The organism is Sphingomonas paeninsulae (assembly GCF_003660165.1).
GTDB lineage: Bacteria > Pseudomonadota > Alphaproteobacteria > Sphingomonadales > Sphingomonadaceae > Sphingomonas_O > Sphingomonas_O paeninsulae.
Genome location: NZ_CP032827.1, coordinates 171,332 through 189,257, shown reverse-complemented (window position 1 = coordinate 189,257; position 17,926 = coordinate 171,332). Strand labels below are relative to the sequence as shown.

23 protein-coding genes and 1 pseudogene are annotated in these 17,926 nt (G+C 58.7%); 20 read left to right on the top strand and 4 right to left on the bottom strand.

Features of this window, described 5'->3' with window-relative positions; translation table 11 throughout:
* Positions 1-14: 14 nt before the first annotated feature.
* The 3 genes from D3Y57_RS01030 to D3Y57_RS01020 all read left to right on the top strand — a co-directional run bounded on the left by D3Y57_RS01030 (position 15) and on the right by D3Y57_RS01020 (position 1,694).
* Positions 15-956 carry an ArdC family protein gene (locus D3Y57_RS01030; RefSeq protein ID WP_239025685.1) on the top strand — a complete coding sequence of 314 codons (942 nt, stop codon included), beginning with the start codon at positions 15-17 and terminating at the stop codon, positions 954-956.
* Between the two features lie 135 nt (positions 957-1,091).
* Positions 1,092-1,409 carry a type II toxin-antitoxin system RelE/ParE family toxin gene (locus D3Y57_RS01025; RefSeq protein WP_121150531.1) on the top strand — a complete coding sequence of 106 codons (318 nt, stop codon included), beginning with the start codon at positions 1,092-1,094 and terminating at the stop codon, positions 1,407-1,409.
* Positions 1,410-1,412: 3 nt separating this feature from the next.
* Positions 1,413-1,694 (top strand): helix-turn-helix domain-containing protein, encoded by a 282-nt coding sequence (locus D3Y57_RS01020; RefSeq protein ID WP_121150529.1) that lies wholly within the window; start codon positions 1,413-1,415, stop codon positions 1,692-1,694.
* 187 nt (positions 1,695-1,881) lie between these two features.
* Here D3Y57_RS01020 and D3Y57_RS01015 read toward each other — a convergent pair whose 3' ends face one another.
* Positions 1,882-2,331, bottom strand: a complete 450-nt coding sequence (locus D3Y57_RS01015; protein ID WP_121150527.1) for a hypothetical protein — start codon at positions 2,329-2,331, stop codon at positions 1,882-1,884.
* A gap of 227 nt (positions 2,332-2,558) precedes the next feature.
* Here D3Y57_RS01015 and D3Y57_RS01010 point away from each other — a divergent pair, with 227 nt between their 5' ends.
* The 11 genes from D3Y57_RS01010 (at position 2,559) to D3Y57_RS19955 (ending at position 10,516) form a co-directional block, all read left to right on the top strand.
* On the top strand, positions 2,559-3,191 hold the full coding sequence (locus tag D3Y57_RS01010; RefSeq protein ID WP_121150525.1) for a hypothetical protein: 633 nt from the start codon (positions 2,559-2,561) through the stop codon (positions 3,189-3,191).
* A gap of 47 nt (positions 3,192-3,238) precedes the next feature.
* The gene (locus D3Y57_RS01005; protein WP_162986858.1) at positions 3,239-3,586 is read left to right on the top strand and encodes a DUF7007 domain-containing protein; all 348 of its coding nucleotides are present in this window, start codon (positions 3,239-3,241) and stop codon (positions 3,584-3,586) included.
* Positions 3,587-3,796: 210 nt separating this feature from the next.
* Complete coding sequence (locus D3Y57_RS20560; RefSeq protein WP_239025684.1) at positions 3,797-4,333, top strand: thermonuclease family protein; 537 nt, start codon at positions 3,797-3,799, stop codon at positions 4,331-4,333.
* A gap of 29 nt (positions 4,334-4,362) precedes the next feature.
* The gene (locus tag D3Y57_RS00995; protein ID WP_162986857.1) at positions 4,363-4,812 is read left to right on the top strand and encodes a hypothetical protein; all 450 of its coding nucleotides are present in this window, start codon (positions 4,363-4,365) and stop codon (positions 4,810-4,812) included.
* A gap of 213 nt (positions 4,813-5,025) precedes the next feature.
* The gene (locus D3Y57_RS00990) at positions 5,026-5,214 is read left to right on the top strand and encodes a hypothetical protein (RefSeq protein ID WP_121150518.1); all 189 of its coding nucleotides are present in this window, start codon (positions 5,026-5,028) and stop codon (positions 5,212-5,214) included.
* 780 nt (positions 5,215-5,994) lie between these two features.
* The gene (locus tag D3Y57_RS00985; protein WP_121150627.1) at positions 5,995-6,954 is read left to right on the top strand and encodes a DUF2493 domain-containing protein; all 960 of its coding nucleotides are present in this window, start codon (positions 5,995-5,997) and stop codon (positions 6,952-6,954) included.
* A 205-nt stretch (positions 6,955-7,159) separates the two neighbouring features.
* On the top strand, positions 7,160-7,318 hold the full coding sequence (locus D3Y57_RS19960; protein WP_162986856.1) for a hypothetical protein: 159 nt from the start codon (positions 7,160-7,162) through the stop codon (positions 7,316-7,318).
* 560 nt (positions 7,319-7,878) lie between these two features.
* Positions 7,879-8,286, top strand: coding sequence for a transposase (locus D3Y57_RS00975; protein WP_121150514.1), 408 nt, complete (start codon positions 7,879-7,881; stop codon positions 8,284-8,286).
* Positions 8,283-8,636, top strand: coding sequence for an IS66 family insertion sequence element accessory protein TnpB (gene tnpB / locus D3Y57_RS00970; protein ID WP_121150512.1), 354 nt, complete (start codon positions 8,283-8,285; stop codon positions 8,634-8,636). The genes D3Y57_RS00975 and tnpB overlap by 4 nt, the downstream gene beginning before the upstream one ends.
* A gap of 68 nt (positions 8,637-8,704) precedes the next feature.
* Positions 8,705-10,267, top strand: a complete 1,563-nt coding sequence (gene tnpC / locus D3Y57_RS00965; protein WP_121150510.1) for an IS66 family transposase — start codon at positions 8,705-8,707, stop codon at positions 10,265-10,267.
* A gap of 84 nt (positions 10,268-10,351) precedes the next feature.
* Positions 10,352-10,516, top strand: coding sequence for a hypothetical protein (locus D3Y57_RS19955; RefSeq protein ID WP_162986855.1), 165 nt, complete (start codon positions 10,352-10,354; stop codon positions 10,514-10,516).
* A 169-nt stretch (positions 10,517-10,685) separates the two neighbouring features.
* Here D3Y57_RS19955 and D3Y57_RS20335 read toward each other — a convergent pair whose 3' ends face one another.
* Positions 10,686-11,033 carry a hypothetical protein gene (locus D3Y57_RS20335; RefSeq protein ID WP_205590024.1) on the bottom strand — a complete coding sequence of 116 codons (348 nt, stop codon included), beginning with the start codon at positions 11,031-11,033 and terminating at the stop codon, positions 10,686-10,688.
* Positions 11,034-11,277: 244 nt separating this feature from the next.
* Here D3Y57_RS20335 and D3Y57_RS00955 point away from each other — a divergent pair, with 244 nt between their 5' ends.
* Positions 11,278-11,661 carry a DUF3768 domain-containing protein gene (locus D3Y57_RS00955; RefSeq protein WP_121150625.1) on the top strand — a complete coding sequence of 128 codons (384 nt, stop codon included), beginning with the start codon at positions 11,278-11,280 and terminating at the stop codon, positions 11,659-11,661.
* 818 nt (positions 11,662-12,479) lie between these two features.
* Positions 12,480-12,995 (top strand): macro domain-containing protein, encoded by a 516-nt coding sequence (locus D3Y57_RS00950; protein WP_162986854.1) that lies wholly within the window; start codon positions 12,480-12,482, stop codon positions 12,993-12,995.
* Positions 12,996-13,413: 418 nt separating this feature from the next.
* Here D3Y57_RS00950 and D3Y57_RS00945 read toward each other — a convergent pair whose 3' ends face one another.
* Together D3Y57_RS00945 and D3Y57_RS00940 are read right to left on the bottom strand one after the other, a co-directional pair.
* Positions 13,414-13,953, bottom strand: a complete 540-nt coding sequence (locus tag D3Y57_RS00945) for a GNAT family N-acetyltransferase (RefSeq protein WP_121150504.1) — start codon at positions 13,951-13,953, stop codon at positions 13,414-13,416.
* Between the two features lie 246 nt (positions 13,954-14,199).
* Positions 14,200-14,643 (bottom strand): hypothetical protein, encoded by a 444-nt coding sequence (locus tag D3Y57_RS00940; RefSeq protein ID WP_162986853.1) that lies wholly within the window; start codon positions 14,641-14,643, stop codon positions 14,200-14,202.
* Between the two features lie 428 nt (positions 14,644-15,071).
* Here D3Y57_RS00940 and D3Y57_RS00935 point away from each other — a divergent pair, with 428 nt between their 5' ends.
* The 4 genes and pseudogenes from D3Y57_RS00935 to D3Y57_RS00920 all read left to right on the top strand — a co-directional run.
* Positions 15,072-15,395 carry a hypothetical protein gene (locus D3Y57_RS00935; RefSeq protein ID WP_162986852.1) on the top strand — a complete coding sequence of 108 codons (324 nt, stop codon included), beginning with the start codon at positions 15,072-15,074 and terminating at the stop codon, positions 15,393-15,395.
* 953 nt (positions 15,396-16,348) lie between these two features.
* Positions 16,349-16,759, top strand: coding sequence for a single-stranded DNA-binding protein (locus D3Y57_RS00925; RefSeq protein ID WP_121150496.1), 411 nt, complete (start codon positions 16,349-16,351; stop codon positions 16,757-16,759).
* Between the two features lie 149 nt (positions 16,760-16,908).
* The gene (locus D3Y57_RS19950) at positions 16,909-17,076 is read left to right on the top strand and encodes a hypothetical protein (protein WP_162986851.1); all 168 of its coding nucleotides are present in this window, start codon (positions 16,909-16,911) and stop codon (positions 17,074-17,076) included.
* Positions 17,077-17,478: 402 nt separating this feature from the next.
* Positions 17,479-17,918 (top strand): annotated as a pseudogene (locus D3Y57_RS00920) (Tn3 family transposase); the annotation flags it as partial.
* Positions 17,919-17,926 lie beyond the last annotated feature (8 nt).

Genomic DNA, 17,926 nt, shown 5'->3' with positions numbered 1-17,926 from the left:
CACCCAACCGGAGAATGATCGTGGCCAGGACCAACGACAAGCCCTCACCCGCCGACATCATCACCCAGACCATCATCGACAAGCTCGAGGCCGGCGTCCGCCCCTGGGTAAAACCCTGGCGTCCCGGCTCCGATGGCGGTCGCCCGCTGCGCGCGACTGGCCAAGCCTATCGCGGCATAAATGCCTTCTGGCTCTGGCTTTGCGCCGACAGCGCCGGATATCTCTCGCGCACCTGGATGACCTACAAGCAGGCGCAATCCTTCGGTGCGCAGGTTCGGGAGGGCGAAACCTCGCAAATGGCGATCTTCTACAAATCGTACATGAAGACTGTCGAGTCTCCGTTGACAGGCGGATCGACCGAAGAACAGCGCGCCGTGCTTCGCAGTTACGCTGTCTTCAACGCCGATCAGATCGACGGCCTTCCTGCCCAATTCCACCCGGTCACGGTCCATCTCGTGCCGCCCGCCGACTGTCTTCCCGAACTCGCACAGCAGTTCGTCGATCGACTGCCAGCGAAGGTCAACCAGCGCGGCGACAAGGCATATTATGACCGCATCGACGATGCGATCACCATGCCCCCCGTCGCGCTGTTCGATACGCGCGCTCACTGGGCGGCGACGCTTTGCCATGAAAGTGGGCACTGGACTGGTCATAAGGATCGCCTCTCTCGTGAGTTCGGCAAAAAGTTCGGCGATGAGGCTTATGCGTTCGAGGAATTATGCGCCGAGATGACCAGTTGCCTCCTTGGAGCAGATCTTGGCCTTCCGACGCATCACCTCGACGATCATGCCGCCTACATCGGATCATGGTTGCGCGTTCTGAAGCGCGATAACCGCGCCCTTATGACGGCAGCGGCGAGAGCCGAAGCCGCAGCGGGCTTCCTGCTTCGCGCTACCGGCATCGTGCAAAGCGAAGACTCCTCGTTCGAAGCAGGCAACGTTGAGCTTGCAGCCTGATTTCAACAGGTGATTGGCTAAGATATAACCAGGACTTCAAACGGATCTGGACCACATTGCGTTGTAGGAACCACTGTTTGTCATCATCGCAATAAAAGGGATTGCTTGAGTGTATCAAATCCGATACAGTTGGTTGTGAAGAAAATATCATTCCTTGGGGACAGCCTCGATAGGCTTCGAGATTTTCCCGAAGCGGCCCGTTCTGAGGCTGGCCACCAGCTCAATGAGGTGCAAAACGGCAATAATCCGGATGACTGGAAGCCGATGAAAAGCATCGGTACGGGAGTGCGTGAAATCAGGATCAGGGAAGACTCCGGAGCGTTCCGGGTGATCTATTTGGCTACGTTGCCCGAAGCGGTATTGGTCCTGCATGCCTTTCAGAAGAAGACGCAGGCCACGTCACAGCGCGATATTGAACTGGCGGCAAGCCGCCTGCGAGCATGGAAGGCGTAAACGATGGAAGTACAAACATTCGACAGCGTGTTCGACGCACTGGCAGACACTCCGGCGGAAGCTGCGAACATGAAGGCACGTTCAGAATTGCTCTCGGCGCTAAAGGTGCGTGTCCGATCATGGAGCCTTTCGCAAGCAGCGGCGGCGGGTCGGCTTGGCATCACCCGTCCACGTCTGAACGATCTTTTACAGGGCAAGCTTGCCAAGTTTTCGCTTGATGCGCTGGTTAATCTTGCCACCGCCTCGGGGTTAGCCGTGCATATCCAGATCGCGGAAGCCGCCTGATCGGTCGCGCTGAATGGTAGCGGAAAACAATCGATTCTACTGCCATAATTATTGATTTAGCCGCGAGCGACGATCGCATCGGCATGGTTGTCCGCCGATCCGGGGTCAATTTACTTCAATAATGCAGTCGATCCATTTAGCATCAATTCCAACCGATGGCGCTCCGAAACTGTTTCGAGTCAGTTGTTTAGCGAGATACGTTGCTCAGGATCGTAAAGCTGCAATCGCTGTTTTTTACTTCCGCTTCAAGCGTGCCGATTGAGATCCCGCCAAAGCCGTTACGTGCTCGATAGCTCATCACCAGGTTATGATTACCCTGAGCATCGACTTCGGAAATGCGTGTGTTTATAATTTCGAGAGAGTCTGGCTCGCGAGGCGTTTGTTTAAAAGCAACCACCAAGCCCGAATGCTCGCCGCCAATGGTGCTTAAACAATGCCGACCGTCGTGATGCTCAATAAGGCTGCGCTTTGCTGCTGCATCCTGCTTTGCAACAAATGCCGCTTGCTCGGCACTACGCTGCTCTGGTGTCATATGCTCATAGCGATTTAAATCAGACATACCCCAAAATGCCGCGACCAAAGCGAGCAGCGCCACCAAACCGAACGTTGCGAAGATGAATTTAAAGAATCGTCCCATTCAGAAATTATGCTTGAGACAGGTTAGGATACTCTGAATTACGCTAAAAACTGTCTTCCAGTCGAACACCGGTGTTCGATGGAAGACTGGCTCCATGTGGCAATCGTGATGCTGGAACACCGTTAGCATAGCCCCGAAACTCCGCGCCTTATTCGCATATCTTCCTAAGTGAGGAGAGGGAGCCTCCGGCGGTTCTGAGCGCACTTTGCGCCCGGAGGAGGTTCCCGATGTTTTACGATGTCATCTGCCGGCATAACGAGGCACTTGCGCCTGGTTCACTGACCACGCTTCCCGCCGCATTAAATGCGGTCAACGCCGCCGTTGCTGACTGTCACCGCGCTGGCAAACAGATCGGTTCCGACCCCGCAGTGTTGTTGCTTATTCGCAACTTGGCAGTGGTAGCGGAGCGTGCTGCACCCGCCATGGCCTCGCTGCGCCTCGCCTGCGTGTCCGACCGCTCCGCTGTCATCGATACCCCTGCCCTGCTCGATCTTGCCGATACGCGGATCGGCGGCAATCAACCGGCCAAGCGCACCTTCCATTATCAGGCACGACGCGCGCTTTCTCGCCTAGCGGAGACGCTCGGCCTCGAAGGTGACCTCCACATATCAAGCGATATGGGACGCGCCCACGACGAAGGGCGAACGACGCTCCGCCACCCATCGCTCGCAATCTCGGTCGTTCCACGCGGTTTCGTACCTGATCGGCAGATCACCTATAATCGTTGCGACAATGGCTGCGACGTCGGCCCGATGCACTTCGCGTCCCTCGCCGACCTGCTGGACGCAAGCGCGTTCCAGCGCAGTCTTAACGCGACAATCGGCTCAGGTTTCGTTCCGCAATGCGCCCAAGCGGCCTGATCGCGGTTGCTTCCATCATCCTCAGACTTTCATTTCAGGAGATCACCATGCCCGCTCTTATCGATTTCGACGCGACACCTCCGGACCATTCGACCTGGGGGCCACCGCAGGGTGGCTGGACCCGCATCGCTGCTGGTATTTATTCCTGCTCGACTGCTTCACACGGCGGTTACTGGCTCTCGCCAGCGCGCCTCGACGCGATGCCTGACACCCTTCGCGCACAGAGCTGGAATGGCACAAGCCCATGGTTTGAGGAGGACTGCGACGTCCTTCTTGTCGTCCGCGCGTTCCCCGATCTGTTCAGCGCCGAAATGCGCGAATACGCCGAGAAGGACCGGCTTTCGCGCATTCTCATGGCGAAACGCGAAGCTGCCCGCCAAAAAAGCAGAGTTTAGTGAGCGCCGCCAGCGCGGTGATGATGTATATCTACACCGAGAAAGAAGATGGCTCGACATACTGCGAGCCTGACAATCGCACGAAATCCGGAAGGCCTCAGTCCTTACGGGGACGGGCGGCGACACGTTAGAGACACCGGAAACCTTAAATGAGCCAGCTGCTGACTGGACGACCTTCCAACCCATCCCGCTCGTTGCTATGCCGTTACAATGTCGCTGCAAAAACCATTTCGTGCCGTCCCGATCAGGTTCGGAAAACGCTATCGTGCGAAAGCGCGGCGTGAGCGTCTGATCAAAATTGCCCTGCCTTTTACTCTTGTTTTCGGTGCTGCGGCTCTCGGCGCGGTCACTGGCGGTGTTTTGCCGACGATTTCCAGCGCATCGGCAGCAACGGGTGATGAAATCATGGGTTGCCGAGTGACGGACGGCGACACAATCCGTTGTGGTGATGAGCGTATTCGATTGCTGGCTATCGATGCCCCCGAGCTGCCGGGCCATTGCCGAACGGGGCGCGACTGTGTCCCTGGCGACCCCTACGCTTCCAGCGACAGTTTGCACGAAGCGATGGTGGGCGCAATACGCATCGAACGTTATGGCACTGACCGCTATGGCCGAACGCTGGGCTCTCTGACGAGCGACAAGGGCAATCTGTCCTGCTGGCAACTCAGCCACCATCACGCTGTCTACAAAGTCGCCTGGGACAATCTGATGAAGATAGCCCGCACCTGTCCGCGCGCTGTTCTGTAACAAATTTGTCCGTAAGACGCAGATGAGCATTGCTCCATGTTCCCACTTCGTTCCACAATGCGGGGATGCGATTCGACCGTGATCATCTCGTCTTCAAGGCTATTTGCGCACTCGATGAAATTGTGGACCAGTGCTCTACCGGCCCGATAAGGACGACGCTGGCGATGCGGTTCGTGCTTGCCTTCCTGTACAGCCAGAGCAAAACCGATGAGCGTCGCAACTTCGATGATTTCTGGAAAATAATCCGGGATGAACATCTGCAAGCCTATAGCGATCACGACCGGCGGTACATGCGCGTTACCTATGCGCGAACCTGCCTTACGGGCATCGCCCGGTCATGCGGGCTGCTTATGGACATAGAGACGCAAAACAGGATCGCAGCGGTCCGCGAGAAGGTAAGAGGCAGGGGCGGCTCCCGGCCTCTTTCGCTGCCGGACGATCACAGTGAGGGTTCAGGGGGCGATCATGCGCCGACCTAGACTGATCGAAATTGAGTTCGCGGTTTTGATCCTTGTGATCGGCGCTGGCTTTATACTTCCTCTGTTTGAGTGGCTATGACCCCTGCGCTGATCAGCCAGCGCACCGCGCAAGACAGAGTTATGACCCGCCTGTCTGGCAGGTTGGTAACTACCGCTTGCCTCGATGAACGTGGGTCGGCATTCTTGCACACGTTCATTCCAAGGAGAGAAACCATGCGTATCGCATTTGCTGCGGCTGCCGTTGTTGCCATGCTTTCGACGCCATCGTTCGCCGCGCCTTGTCGCGACGCCAAAGGCCATTTTACCAAATGTCCTCCCAATGCTCCTGCAAAGCCCGTTCGCTGCAAGGCTGCCAATGGCAAGTTTGCAAAATGCGGCACACCAGGCGCCAAGCCGATGTGAGGAATGGGCGAAGCCGCGCTTCTGCTTAGCTCAGCAAGTCGCGCGGCTTACTAACCGCGACATATGATTGCAAAACCACCATGTCAGAGACCCAAAAGCTTGTCTCACGCGGTTATTCTTGGTTTTACCGTCCACACTGTGGATCCAGTGGCTGTGCAAAGAGCCGCGCCATTGCACGTTTCGCATACGCCATCCCAGGTTCGCAGACTTCCCCGTCACTGCGACCCTTCAATTGTTTTTTGGCGGCGCGACGTCACAATTGCGCGGTTACAGCCGTCCAGTCCGATTAACCTGTTACACCGCCAATGCCTGCGATCGACCGCTTTATGGCAGCGGCATGTGAGAGACTGAAACAAACCACAGAACGTTCTGGATGACCCGCGCTGGGTGACGATGACGGTTGCGAAGTCCGTGCCTGCTACATCTATTATCTGTTTGATATCGCACACTGGGCATTCTGGAACCGTCCCGGGTGGTTAGCGGAACTCGTCAGTGAAAACGGGCAGCAGCAAGCGAGTGCACAGTCAGAGCGCCATTCGATACCAGATCGTGCCAGCTCCCTACCCGCCAGAGGATGCCTGGACGTGGGCCAACGCGAGCCATACGCAACCACGAGTGAGGCGGCCGAGTTGTCGCTACGCGCCTGCCCGCTCCACCCTCCTAACTCGCGGTTTCCCGTCGCCCAAGCGGCTCGGTGCGTCCGTCTCTATTTCGTTGACCCAAGAGGTCAGCATCCGGCGGATAGGCCGCCGGCACAATCATCTGAAAGGCGCAACGCCCGTGCCCACCTCCCTCGCAGCCGCCCTCGCCTCCCTGGAACTCGGCCACCTCGAACCCCGTGCCCAAGACGTTTCCGGAATGGCCCCGCCACCTTCGCAAGCCTTGGAGCAGACAACAGCAGCAATCTGGAGCGACCTTTTCGCCACCCTCAACAACACCTCGCTAGAGCGTGACATCGAGGAGCTGGGCTGGGGCTTCGTCAATCTGTTCCACCGGGCCGCTGCCAAAAAGCACGTCATCGTCGATCGGCTTACCGACGACATCCGGCTTCTCATCGCGGAACAGGACGGCTCGGAGATCAACACCAGCAATCTCGAAGACAAGATCGACCTCGCCAAAAAGATCGAAGAGGCAGCTGAGTGCTACGAGGTTATGCGCGACACAGCGGCAGGGCATTACCTTCGCGAAACGGGCAAGTCCTGGATCCCTGCAACCGGCAACCGCATCTCGCTCGGTGTGACCTCGGCAATCGTGGACGGAACCGCTTTCCTCCGCGCCCGTCGCGAGCGCAAGCGCGACGCTAACACCGCACAGGGAACCGCCGTCGTCTTCTCTGGCGGGCGACTGACCTTCAAAACCGACGCCGACATGAAGGAATTCAGCGGGAACCTGCTTCGCACCCTGAAAGCCGTTCGAGACCGCGTTGGCGATATGTACCTGGTTCATGGCGGCGACATGAAAGGTCTCGACGGTCTGGCGGCATCGTGGGCCGAACAGAACGGCATCCAGCAAGTGCGTTTCGGATTAGATCGCAAGCTCGGCGATCGGGCAGGTTTCCGACGCAACGAGCAAATGCTTTCGCTCAAGCCCCGCTACGTCATCGCCTTTCAGGGTAATGGCGTTTCCGAACGTTTGGTTATTGATGCCAAGACGCAAAACATTCGGATTGTTGACCGTCGTGGACCCCTCGGCACGCCGCCAGCAGCCCTTAACTCACCGAGGACACGAAAGGTCGCCTGATAGCTTTGGGCCGCCGAGAGATCGGCGGTCCCTTTTTTGTCTTTGGACAGGCGATGAAAACGCAGAAGATCAACAGATTGGAGATTCATTTTTCCATTCACTCAAACTCATTCTCGTTCATTGTGCAGTCGGAGTTTTTCACTGCCCAATCGCTTCATGACCTTATCGCGTTGCTGGCTTTATACGCTTTGACGTGCGGCCGCCGATGGCCGACCTTTACGTCGTCTCGACCGGCGTTCCCGCAGTGTCGAGGTTCGTTATCTCCGATACCGCCCTCCCCCATCGCGACGACATTTCTCCAGATTGTATCGGAGCAACCGCCGATCCTTTCCTGAATCCATTGGCCGATGGCGCAGTTCAGTGACGCGACCGTCAAACCGGTCACTCAGACGTCGTTATCGCCTTGCGGTGGATTCGCCTCGTCTATGAGCTTTTGAACGATGCTCAGCGGGGTGTCATCTTGGAGCCGCACCAAAGCACCGCAGGCGCACGAAGCCGCTTTCAGCAGGCGTATGTCTCGATAGCTGACACTCAGAACCCGTCCACATCGGGGACAATCAACCTGAGCCTCAATGTCGTCGAGTTCGCCTGCCATTTTCAAATGGTATCAGAAAGCGCCGTCCCCGTCATCAAAGCCGAAATCGGAAGAGTCAAACACTTCGCACCGCTTTCCGAATTCAACATGCGGCTTCCTACAACATCGCGTTCACCCACTCTTTTGAGGCGCAATCCTTGGTTCGCCTCGCGGCCTAGTGCCATCAACCCGCTAGGGGTCCGGGCGCTACGCTACGGCTTTTTTGTCTGCGCAAAAAAAGTGATTGCGGCCGCTCACCGAACTCATCGGGCGTAAGCGCCAAATCTCCCCCACATATCGGCGATCCGTGATCTGAGTATGCTTAGCCTCCTCATGTGAGGGGAAGCTTGGTGTCAGGTATCGAAACAACATTCGAAACGACTTTCGAAAGCAAGGGTGGCCGCCGTCCTCAACGGATGGACGTGATCCCGGCGGGTGCGGCACGCCGGATGTGGGCACCCGACGCCAAGGCGCGGATCGTCGAGGAGAGTTTTGTCGCTGGTGCCAATATCGCGGCGATCGCGCGCGCCAACGACCTTTTACCCCAGCAGCTTTATGCGTGGCGGCACACAGTGTTGAAGGCGCGTGAGATGGCGTTTGTGCCGGTGGTTGTTGACGAGCCCGGCCCGCCGCTGTCGTCCGTATCAACCGTCGCAGAGGTTATCATCCATGCGGGGACGATGACGATCCACGTTCCTGATAATGTCACGGTCGCGCATATCGAGCGCGTTCTTACTGCGATGAGGCAGATGACGTGATCCTCCCACCGGGACCACTCAAGGTGATGGTTGCGACCAAGCCGGTCGACTTCAGGAAGGGAGCCGTCAGCCTTGCAGCGCTCGTCGAGAATGAGCTTGGCCTCAAGCCGTTCTCGGGCGTGGCATATATCTTCCGGTCGAAGCGCGCGAACCGGATCAAGCTGCTGGTCTGGGACGGCACGGGCCTGGTGCTGGTGAGCAAGGTTCTCCAGACCGGCGGCTTCTGCTGGCCGCGAGCTGGCGACGGCGTGATGCGGCTGACGCCAAGCCAGGCATCGGCGTTGTTCGAGGGTCTGCAATGGACCCGAATGCATGAGGTCCGGGTGCAGAAACCGCAGGTTGCGCAGTAGGTCGCACGCCTGAATCTGCTCGTCGAAATGACGGTTGCGACGCCGGAAAAACATGCCAGAAATAGTCCATGTCTGCGAGCGAAGCCGACCTTCCCGACGATGTCGTGGTCCTCAAGGCGATGGTGATCGCGGGGCTCGAACGCGAGGCGCGGATGCAGCATCTGCTCGATCAGCTGAAGCGGGCAACGTTCGGCAAACGCTCTGAAAAGCTCAGCGCCGATCAACTGGCACTGGCGCTCGAGGACATCGAAGTTGCGCAGGCCGAGTTGCTGGCGCTCGCCGAGCAGTCGCCGGTCGGGCCGAAGGCCGAGAAGAAGCGCAAGGAAACGACCGAACGTGCTTCGCTGCCAGCACATCTGCCCCGGATCCGCGAAGTAATCATGCCGGTTGAAACCGAATGTCCGTGCTGCGGCGGTGCGCTGCACTGTATTGATGAGGATGTCGCCAGTCGGCTCGATGTCATCCCCGTCCGGTATCGGGTGATCGTAACGGTGCGTCCGAAGATGGCGTGCCGCACATGCAGCGACGGCGTGTTCCAGGCCCCTGCACCAAAGCATGTCGTGCCGGGCGGCCTTCCAACCGAGGCGCTGCTCGCCGACGTGATCGTCAGGAAATACGCCGACCATGGTCCGTTTTACCGGCAGGCACAGGCACTGCGTCGCCAGGGCATCCAGATCGATCGCGGTACGATGTGCAACTGGTCGGGGCGTAGTGCCGCGTGGCTCGGGCGGATCACCCGGCGCATGAAGGCTGAACTGCTGTCGGGCGACCGGCTCTTTGTCGATGAGACCACTGCGCGGGTGCTGGCACCGGGCACGGGCAAGACAAAGACCGGCTATTTATGGGCGATCGCCCGCGACGACCGTGCTCATGGCGGGACCGATCCGCCGGCCGTGGTCTACAGCTACATGCCGGGGCGCGGCAAAGTCTGGGCCGCGCAGTTGCTCGGCAGCTATCACGGCATCGTCCAGTGCGACGGTTATGGGGCTTATAAGCATATCGAGGCCTCCGATCGTGCCGGTGGCGCGGGAAAGCTCGCCTTTTGTTGGGCGCACGTGCGGCGCGGCTTCTTCGACGCGACAAAAGGCGGCAACGCACCGGTGGCCGATGAGGCGCTGCGCCAGATCGCCCGTCTGTACGCCATCGAGGCCAAAATCCGGGGATCAGACCACGAGCATCGCCGCGCAATCCGTCGGGCTGAATCCGCACCTCTGGTCACGGCGATGAAGCTCTGGATGAAAGACATGCTGCCCAGGCTACCAAGAGGCTCCGGAACGGCAGGCGCAATCGGCTATGCGCTCAATCACTGGAATGGCCTCAATCGCTTCCTCGACGACGGTCGCATCGAGCTCGACAACAATACCGTCGAGCGTTCGATGCGACCGATAGCTCTGCAGAGAAAAAATGCGCTTTTTGCTGGGCACGACCTCGGTGCCGAAAACTGGGCCATCATCGCCAGCCTCGTGGAAACCTGCAAGCTCAACGCCATCGATCCGCAAGCCTATCTGACTGACGTTCTTGGCCGCATCATCCACCGCAGCGACGGCGACCCCATCGATGATCTGCTGCCGTATAACTGGACCGACAGCCGCACCGCGAACCTGCCTAACGTCACCGCGCAAGCCGCATAACCAAACCCCGTGGGGATGATTTAGCGCTTACCATCGGGCGCCAGTCGAGCGGGATGAACCCGCCGTCTGCAAGGAGCCTCGATTATGTTTTCAGATATCTGGATCGCACGCAAAAGCGCCCTGAAACTCTCCCGGACGCTCATGGTGGCAACAATGGTCATCGCCGTCGGAACCAAGTTTTCTGTCATCACCGCAGAAGATCACGACAGCAGCCTGACGATCGTGAATGAGTACGATCCCTACCAGTAATGCGCCTTCGGGGGCTAAGGCCCCCAACTCGCTACCGCGAACATTCTTTGCAGATCTCTTCCGCTGCGCTCTCTCGCCTTTTTAAAAAAACTGGGGCAAGCACGCGGAGTGCTTGGGCTCCGCCCGCGCTGATCAGCTTCGCAGGTTTGACAGGATGCCTCGTAGTCGATCAGCTATTGCTGCGACGAGCCAGGTCGAGACCCGTCTGAATCGTCGGCAGGTCGGCCATCTCAGCCGATGGCGCGGCATGACGCAGCATCACAGTCCACTCCCGCCCGATTGCCCGCGAAACCAGATAGAACGCCGAGCCGCCGCACGCCACCATTCGGCATCGTTCAAAACGGTCAAACAGCGTCGTTGCACCGCCTTTTGCGGCAACCATCTCACCCAGATCGACGCGCATCAGCGCACCGCAGCTCTGACACCGCGTCCGAGCCAGTGCGTTCATTGCAAACATACTGCCGATGGTATTCATCCAGCGGGGTGCAATCGTGTGTATCTGTTCCGGGTCTGTCATGGACTGCACGCTATTGGCATCCATCCTTTAACGCCAGCCTCGTTCGTCAAAACGCCGCTCAAGACCCGTCCGTCAGCTCCTTTCTCGCATTCGGATTGGAGACGGCGCTCCCACCCGCAAGTCCGTGAACGGACTTCTCCACTGCGTTTCGACCCTGCGGGTGCGCGCGCGAAGCTATGCCGTCTTCCCTCGAATTGCTTGTCGAAAGGCCCCGATCGGCGGGGTCGTGAAACAGGAGATTTCCATGGTCGAACCAGCCCCTAGCCCCGCTGAACGGACAGCCAGGATCGCAGCGTTGAACGACGCCCTGCGCGAGAATATTCACCAGATCGGCACGAACCGTATCTTGATGACACAGGGGATTGCGGCCCTGATCGGCGACACCACACTGTTCCGGGGGTTCCGCCAGCGCGCAGAACTGATCGTCCTCATCCGCGAATTCAATACTTTTGCCGCCGAGAACGATCCGTACAGCGAGCATGATTTCGGATCGTTCGTCTTTCTCGAGACCGAATGTTTCTGGAAAATCGATTACTATGACGAAACGATGGAATTTGGTTCCGAAGATCCCGCGATCGAGGAGAAGACCATTCGCGTTCTGACAATCATGACGGCCAGGGAGTATTGACTACGAAAGACCCGGCGCTTCGGCGTCGGGTTATCCTAGCGTGAACCGGGGCGTGACCATCGGCACGGCTCTATCTGCGCTCCGCTCGGACCGGGCCTCCGCACCGGCGTCTCGTCCCAGTCGGGTAACGATCCTCACGCGAGGCAAGAACGGGGGGCCGCGGTTCCCCCTCTGCAAAAGGCCAGGCCGTCTCGGCTTCGCCACCGCAGCAAATTCTTATCTGGCACTACGGGAAACGACGAAACAGACATCAGCGCGCCAAATCACAGCTATCAAAACCAAAACGACCATCCCCCGGCATGGCCATTTTATTATTTCCGCTCACATTATCGGTCATCTTCACGAACCGAAAAATCTCGGGCGTCCCCGGCTGAAGCCGGGCCGTGCTTTATTCCGCTGGCGCTTCGCCAAGCCCCATGAGGTCTTGGCCCTGCGGGTAACAATCACTGACGCAGCGCGACCGCGTTCCCCTCGAATACAACCCGGCATGATCGTGGGAAACCACTTCTCTAATGACACCCCTGAAGCCGGAAAGACGATCGCTGATGCACCGAAACGCGCTCGATAAAGCCACCACGCTATATTCGTCCCATTGGGCGGGTTGGTCGACCCGCGTGTCCATCAGGAGTCCCCTTTATCACGCCCGCCATCAACCCTTCACGCATCCGGCCTGGCAACGGCGTTCCCACCCGCAAGTCCGTTGAAGCGGACTTCTCCACTGCGTTGCGACCCTCTGGGTGCGGGCGGGATCTATGCCGATGCCCTCAGATTGCTTATCGAAGGCCCCGATTGGCGGGGTCGTGACTGAGGAAACTTTTATGGTCGGACCCACGCTCAACCAGCGACCTGGAACCGTTACTTATCATCGCGGGAATATCGTTCACGATACCGCTGACATCCTTTTCAACACCGTCAATACCGTCGGCGTCATGGGCAAGGGCGTTGCGCTTGCCTTCAAGACTGCGTTTCCCGCGATCATGCCGGCCTATCTCGCAGATTGCCGCAGCCGCGCCCTGACTGCCGGCAGCTGCTTGCTCTATCCACTCCCGATCGGCCGAGCTTCTGTCGAGAGTCCCTCCTCACCGGTTCGGCTCTGGGCCGCGCTTGCCACCAAGGCGCACTGGCGCGACGCAAGTCGCATTGGTTGGATCGGCAGCGGTTTGACCGCTCTGGCTGACCTTGCAGCCGAAGCTGGTGCTCGATCGATTGCAATTCCACCGCCCGGTTGTGGCAACGGCGGGCTCGACTGGCACGCCGTCGAGCCACTCGTCCTCGACATCCTTTTGGACTTTGACCTCCGCATCTATGCCAGCCCTTCGCGAAGACCGGACTGACTCTCGGTCTGCGGACAGGCTCGTTGACTGTAACATACTGCCGATTGGTCGAGTCACGGGTGGCTTAGGCCGCTGGAGGGCACGGAGATCGCCTCTTGCAGCATGTCGCTAAACCACGCTCGAGATCCGATATCGATAATCTCGAGCATGACGGATCCTTTGACTGAGCTATCGATAAAATGGCCGTTGCGCCTTATCAGCCACATCTTTCAAGATCGAAGCTGACCTCTTCTTTTGGGGGTCACGACACGAAAGTGAACTTTGCGTACACCAGCAGCGAACAAAACGTGTCCGCAAACCCGTCGCGGTTTAGAATTGTCCGGCAACCCGTTACTTTCGGGGATTGCCGGACATTTTAAGGCTGACCTTCATACCAGCGTTTGACGGCCAACGGTAGGAAGCGCCCAGAAACGGTCGTTCAGTGATCGAGCCAAGCCTCGGCGTATTTTACCTGTCCAGTGACGCCGTCGAGCGCGTTCGGTGTCAGCGGAAGGATCATGCAGTTCGCCTCGGGCGCGTGAAAGGGTAGCGTGATCGGATACGCGCTCAGTCTCTCATAGCCGAACTGTGGATAGTAGTCTGGCAAACCCACCAACACGATGCTTTCAAAACCTAGGTCGGTTGCTCGGCGATGAGCCGCTGCGACCAAGCGTTTCCCCAACCCTTTACCTTGAGCCTCGGGAACGACGGAGAGAGGCGCGAGGGCAAGCGTGATTGTAGCGCTCTGGCCGCAACCGATCGTGGCTCGGGTGAGCATTATATGACCGAGAGCAGCGCCTTCGGCCTCGGCCAACAACGATAGTTCGGGCACGAACGCGGAGCTCTCGCGCAGCCGAGCAACCATCAGGTGTTCGCGATGGTCGCTGTAAGGCACGGCACCGTAAGCGCGCGACACTAGCTCTGCGATTACGGGCGCGTCCTCTGGTCGCTCAGCGCGAATTACAAGCGTTGGGCTCATTATCTCTCTTTATTGCCGCGCTCCCGGAGTGATCAACCCACAGCAGACGGTCCGCTAACCACCATTCCGAGACATTCCAACGGGGGCGGGCGTAACGGCAGCACCCGCCCAGTTGCCGTCGTTCGCCGCGTTGCATTTAAAGGTCACATTGCGGCAGGCACGATACGATACTCGGTCTCGCGCCGCCGGGGACGGACACCGTGGCAGTCTAGGCCGACGCTTACCGTGCCATTGAAGATGGGGTTTTCAATCCGTGTATTTCGCTGCGAGCACCCACAGCACGTAAATAGACAGGATCATGCTGACGGCGTCCGCGAGATGGGCGGCATTTTGCACAAACCATAGCGCCGCAAGGCCGTTCAGCAGCACGACAACCCCGATAGAAGCTGCAATGTATCGAGCCCATTGCGCAGACATGCGCAATCCTCGGCCGACGATATAAAAGAACACGCCCAACAGAGCAGCGATCAGGGCGACGATCGCAAGCAACCCCATGATCGCGACAGCAAGACCATTAAGCAGCGACAATATTTTGTTCGCGCCGGTTGCGGCATTCGCCAGCAACCCGACGAGACCGTAATGTGTTACACTGATATAGTCCGGAGTCTGTTGAACATCGGATGGCGGAGCCGTACATACTATGATCCCCATCGTGATCGCCATCACGGACGATGGTAGTGCTGTAGCCACGCCAAAGATCCTGAACCCAGTGGCGACGATGGCACGGTGATTCGGCAGTGGCTAATCCTTCTACGAAACCAGCGGAGCGTCGAGATGAGGCCTAGCCCAGCGGCGCCGAAAGAACCATCCGGAGGGAAGAACAGGTCACCAAAGCGCGCTCTGAAAAAAGCGCCTTTCCACAGTGCTGTGGGCATAGTCTCGATGCGGCGGCGGCGTCGGCGGCTTCCGCCCACAAGCGGAGGTTTGTTTTCGGGTATGCGGCTGGCCGAGGGCGAGGCCAATTACGATGCAACCAATGAGAACCTTGATAGGATAAGGTCAATAAAACTAGACCGCCGCCGGACAAGCCGAGTACGCTTCAGCACTGCCGGATGCCGGTCTTGGTATGCTGCCTGCCGACGTGACCATGTAAGTAGATTTAATTTCAGGAGCATACTTTGCGCAATTTCTTACCGCTCACTTTCGTTGCTATGTCGCTTTCAGCCTGCAGCATGCTCAGTGGTCCGAGCAGTTCGACGCTGGAAGAACTGGCGCGCAATGCCCTGATCGCGAGCGCTGGTAACGACCCAGCAGGCGTTGCCGCTGCCAAGGCCGCCAAGATCGAGACCAAGGGCCTGTGCAATTCCCAGGCCGAGAAAGATACCTATGTCTGCGGTATAGAGGTGACTGGAAAGATGCCGGGTGACGCGCAAGAAGGAACACGCACGCTGATCGTCAAAGCGAAAAAGAATGCGAGTGGGAAGTGGGTCTCGGTCGATTGATCCGTGCTATAGGCCACGATTATCGCCGCGATGAGCATTGGATGATATTACAGGGAGGCCGATGGATTTCGCTGGCCGATCGGATCATCGAGGGTGGAGCACAACCGCTCGCTATCTCATCGACGGGTATTCCAGCGTTGGATCTACCGCTCAGCTAACGACCGCTTCCCACCACTTCCAGTTGTTCATGATCCGTTCGTGTCCGGCGTCTGCAAAGTTCACTTTCGTGTCGTGACCCCTTTTGGTGTCGCAGTTTGCTGAAAAAGCCACCAGAACGCCGCCGCAAGGTGCAGCTTGGAAAAAACCTGGTGTCGCGGGTCAGCCCCGGTAGGACGTGCAACCCCTGCCAGTATCAGCACACAACCCCGCTGACCGTACAACCGCACGACACCCCCTGCATCAAACCTTTCGGACGACGCCTCACAGGCCCCCACATTTGCCCGCCTGCTGGTCGTGACCTGTGAGAGGATTTGCCCGCGATATGCTTCGGCTTCGTCAAACTTCACGACCGAAGCAAGGCCAGCGCAGATCCAGAACCACCCGGTTGCCTCCAGGCGTCCGCGTCCTCGGAGGCAAACTCCCATGCTGTCATCGCGCAAAGGTTAAGCGAGGCGTTAGCGACGGTCGCCCTGGTGTGACACAGTTCCGGACCACACCGACACTGCTTTGCGACACGGAATTCGTGTGCAGGCACTTGAGGCCCTTTTTGCTCCTGACGTCCCGAAGAGCTTTTTTCCCATCTACTCACTTAAAAACCTAAGCCCGCCGTCCAAAGCGGCCAACCCGCGCTCGTTCAGACCGAGTTGTCGCTTCGCGCCTGCCCGCACCACTCTTCCGAGCGGGGTTCCCCTCCGCTGCTGCGCTGCTTCGGTGGCCGCCCCGTCCTGGCGTTCTTTTACGGTTTGCAAGTCGAAGGGAAAAGCCCTCGGCGAACAGCAAAAAGGAACCTCGAAATGCAGAACATCGTCATCCTCGCAGGCAACGTCGGCGCCACTCCAGAGACCCGTACAACGCAGGGCAATACGAAAATTGCAATCTTCTCCCTGGCAACATCGCGCCCCAAGTTCGACAGCGACGGCAAGATTGCCAAGGACGGCGAAGGCCGCCGCATGGAAGAAACCGAATGGCACCGCATCACCTGCTTCGGTGCCCTTGCCAAGACGGTCGAGAAGTATGTCGAAAAGGGCCAGAAGCTCCTGATCGAGGGCCGCATCCACTACACCAAGTGGACTGACCAGCAGGACGTCGAACGCTACGGTGTCGAGATCATCGCCGAAAAGGTCACTTTTCTCACGCGAGGCAAGTCGCAGCAGGGCACGAACGGCGCCGCGGACGAGCCGGAAGGAGAGGACGTGCCCTTCTGAATCGGCGCAAGTTCACGGAAACGCTCGGGAACTTGTTTCCCGAGCCTCTCCTCTTCTAAGACCTTCACCTTTGATAAGATGCCGAAATTGCTACACATGCAGACGCCCGAAATCTCAACTTTCAGCAACAGATCGCGCGCATCACGAAGATGAACGATGAAACCGCGAAGCTTCCCGCAGAAACCCGCAAGCTCGTTGCGGAGACCAAGATCGTCACCTTCGCCCCTCTTGCCCAGATCGGACTCGGTATCGCCGCATTTGTAACAGCACTGATCGGCGCAGGTGCCGTTTTAGCCGGCTTGTGCTTCCCTCATTAAGCTGCGGGCGAGCCTCACGTTTTGACACCTTACTCTACTGCCGCAGACAGCATCCTGTCGGCAAACCTTCGGGCAACTCTGTCGTCTGTGACTGCCTATCGTGACGGCCGGGCAGCACCAGCGTCCAGCATGCGCGGTGCCCCCAATTTTGCTGCGGCCTCGCGCTTACGCTTACGCTCCACCCCGCCCCACACACGAAAAAATCGGCAGCCCCCGCCCCCGCCCCCGCCCCGCTCCCGCGGCCGCTTCGCGGTCCTGTGACCCCGACACCACCCGATCGTCAGCCCGAATCCGTCTCAAACGAACTGGCGGAGATTCACATGCACACGCGGCCCGCACGCACCCAGGCATGGCTTGCAGAATTCGCAAGCATTCAAGCGGAGATCGCACTGCACGGTGTGTCCGCGCCAGAACGGTCTGGCACTGGCATTACGCGAGGTCGGCCAGCTGGAACGCTCGATCTTCATGCTCGACTGGTTGCAGGACATCGAACTGCGCAGGCGAACCCAGGCCGGGCTGAACAAGGGCGAGGCGCGCAATGCCCTCGCCCGCGCATTGTTCTTCAACCAGCTTGGCGAGCTGCGCGACCGCCGGTTCGAGAACCAGTCCTACGCGCCTCCGCCCTCAACCTGCTGGTCGCCGCGACCATCTTGTCGAACACCCGCTATCTTGAACGGGCATTGGCCGACATCGGTACGCCGGACGAGGTAGCCCGGCATATTGCACCGCTGGGGTGGGAGCATATCGCGCTAACCGGCGACTATAGTTGGGAGCGGGGCGACAGGCCGGGACCGGATCAGCGCAGGCCACTCTGCATTTCCCCATCGCTCCTTGCGGCGTGAAGCCGTTC

Bases quoted from the DNA above. Each gene is read 5' to 3' on its own strand.
- D3Y57_RS00945 (WP_121150504.1), bottom strand. From the start codon at position 13,953: ATGAGCCCAACGCTTGTAATTCGCGCTGAGCGACCAGAGGACGCGCCC.
- D3Y57_RS01005 (WP_162986858.1), top strand. From the start codon at position 3,239: ATGCCCGCTCTTATCGATTTCGACGCGACACCTCCGGACCATTCGACC.
- D3Y57_RS20560 (WP_239025684.1), top strand. From the start codon at position 3,797: ATGTCGCTGCAAAAACCATTTCGTGCCGTCCCGATCAGGTTCGGAAAA.
- D3Y57_RS00990 (WP_121150518.1), top strand. From the start codon at position 5,026: ATGCGTATCGCATTTGCTGCGGCTGCCGTTGTTGCCATGCTTTCGACG.
- D3Y57_RS01020 (WP_121150529.1), top strand. From the start codon at position 1,413: ATGGAAGTACAAACATTCGACAGCGTGTTCGACGCACTGGCAGACACT.
- D3Y57_RS01015 (WP_121150527.1), bottom strand. From the start codon at position 2,331: ATGGGACGATTCTTTAAATTCATCTTCGCAACGTTCGGTTTGGTGGCG.
- D3Y57_RS01030 (WP_239025685.1), top strand. From the start codon at position 15: ATGATCGTGGCCAGGACCAACGACAAGCCCTCACCCGCCGACATCATC.
- D3Y57_RS19960 (WP_162986856.1), top strand. From the start codon at position 7,160: ATGGCCGACCTTTACGTCGTCTCGACCGGCGTTCCCGCAGTGTCGAGG.
- D3Y57_RS19950 (WP_162986851.1), top strand. From the start codon at position 16,909: ATGAACGATGAAACCGCGAAGCTTCCCGCAGAAACCCGCAAGCTCGTT.
- D3Y57_RS20335 (WP_205590024.1), bottom strand. From the start codon at position 11,033: ATGACAGACCCGGAACAGATACACACGATTGCACCCCGCTGGATGAAT.
- tnpC (WP_121150510.1), top strand. From the start codon at position 8,705: ATGTCTGCGAGCGAAGCCGACCTTCCCGACGATGTCGTGGTCCTCAAG.
- D3Y57_RS19955 (WP_162986855.1), top strand. From the start codon at position 10,352: ATGTTTTCAGATATCTGGATCGCACGCAAAAGCGCCCTGAAACTCTCC.
- D3Y57_RS01010 (WP_121150525.1), top strand. From the start codon at position 2,559: ATGTTTTACGATGTCATCTGCCGGCATAACGAGGCACTTGCGCCTGGT.
- D3Y57_RS00955 (WP_121150625.1), top strand. From the start codon at position 11,278: ATGGTCGAACCAGCCCCTAGCCCCGCTGAACGGACAGCCAGGATCGCA.
- D3Y57_RS00925 (WP_121150496.1), top strand. From the start codon at position 16,349: ATGCAGAACATCGTCATCCTCGCAGGCAACGTCGGCGCCACTCCAGAG.
- D3Y57_RS00950 (WP_162986854.1), top strand. From the start codon at position 12,480: ATGGTCGGACCCACGCTCAACCAGCGACCTGGAACCGTTACTTATCAT.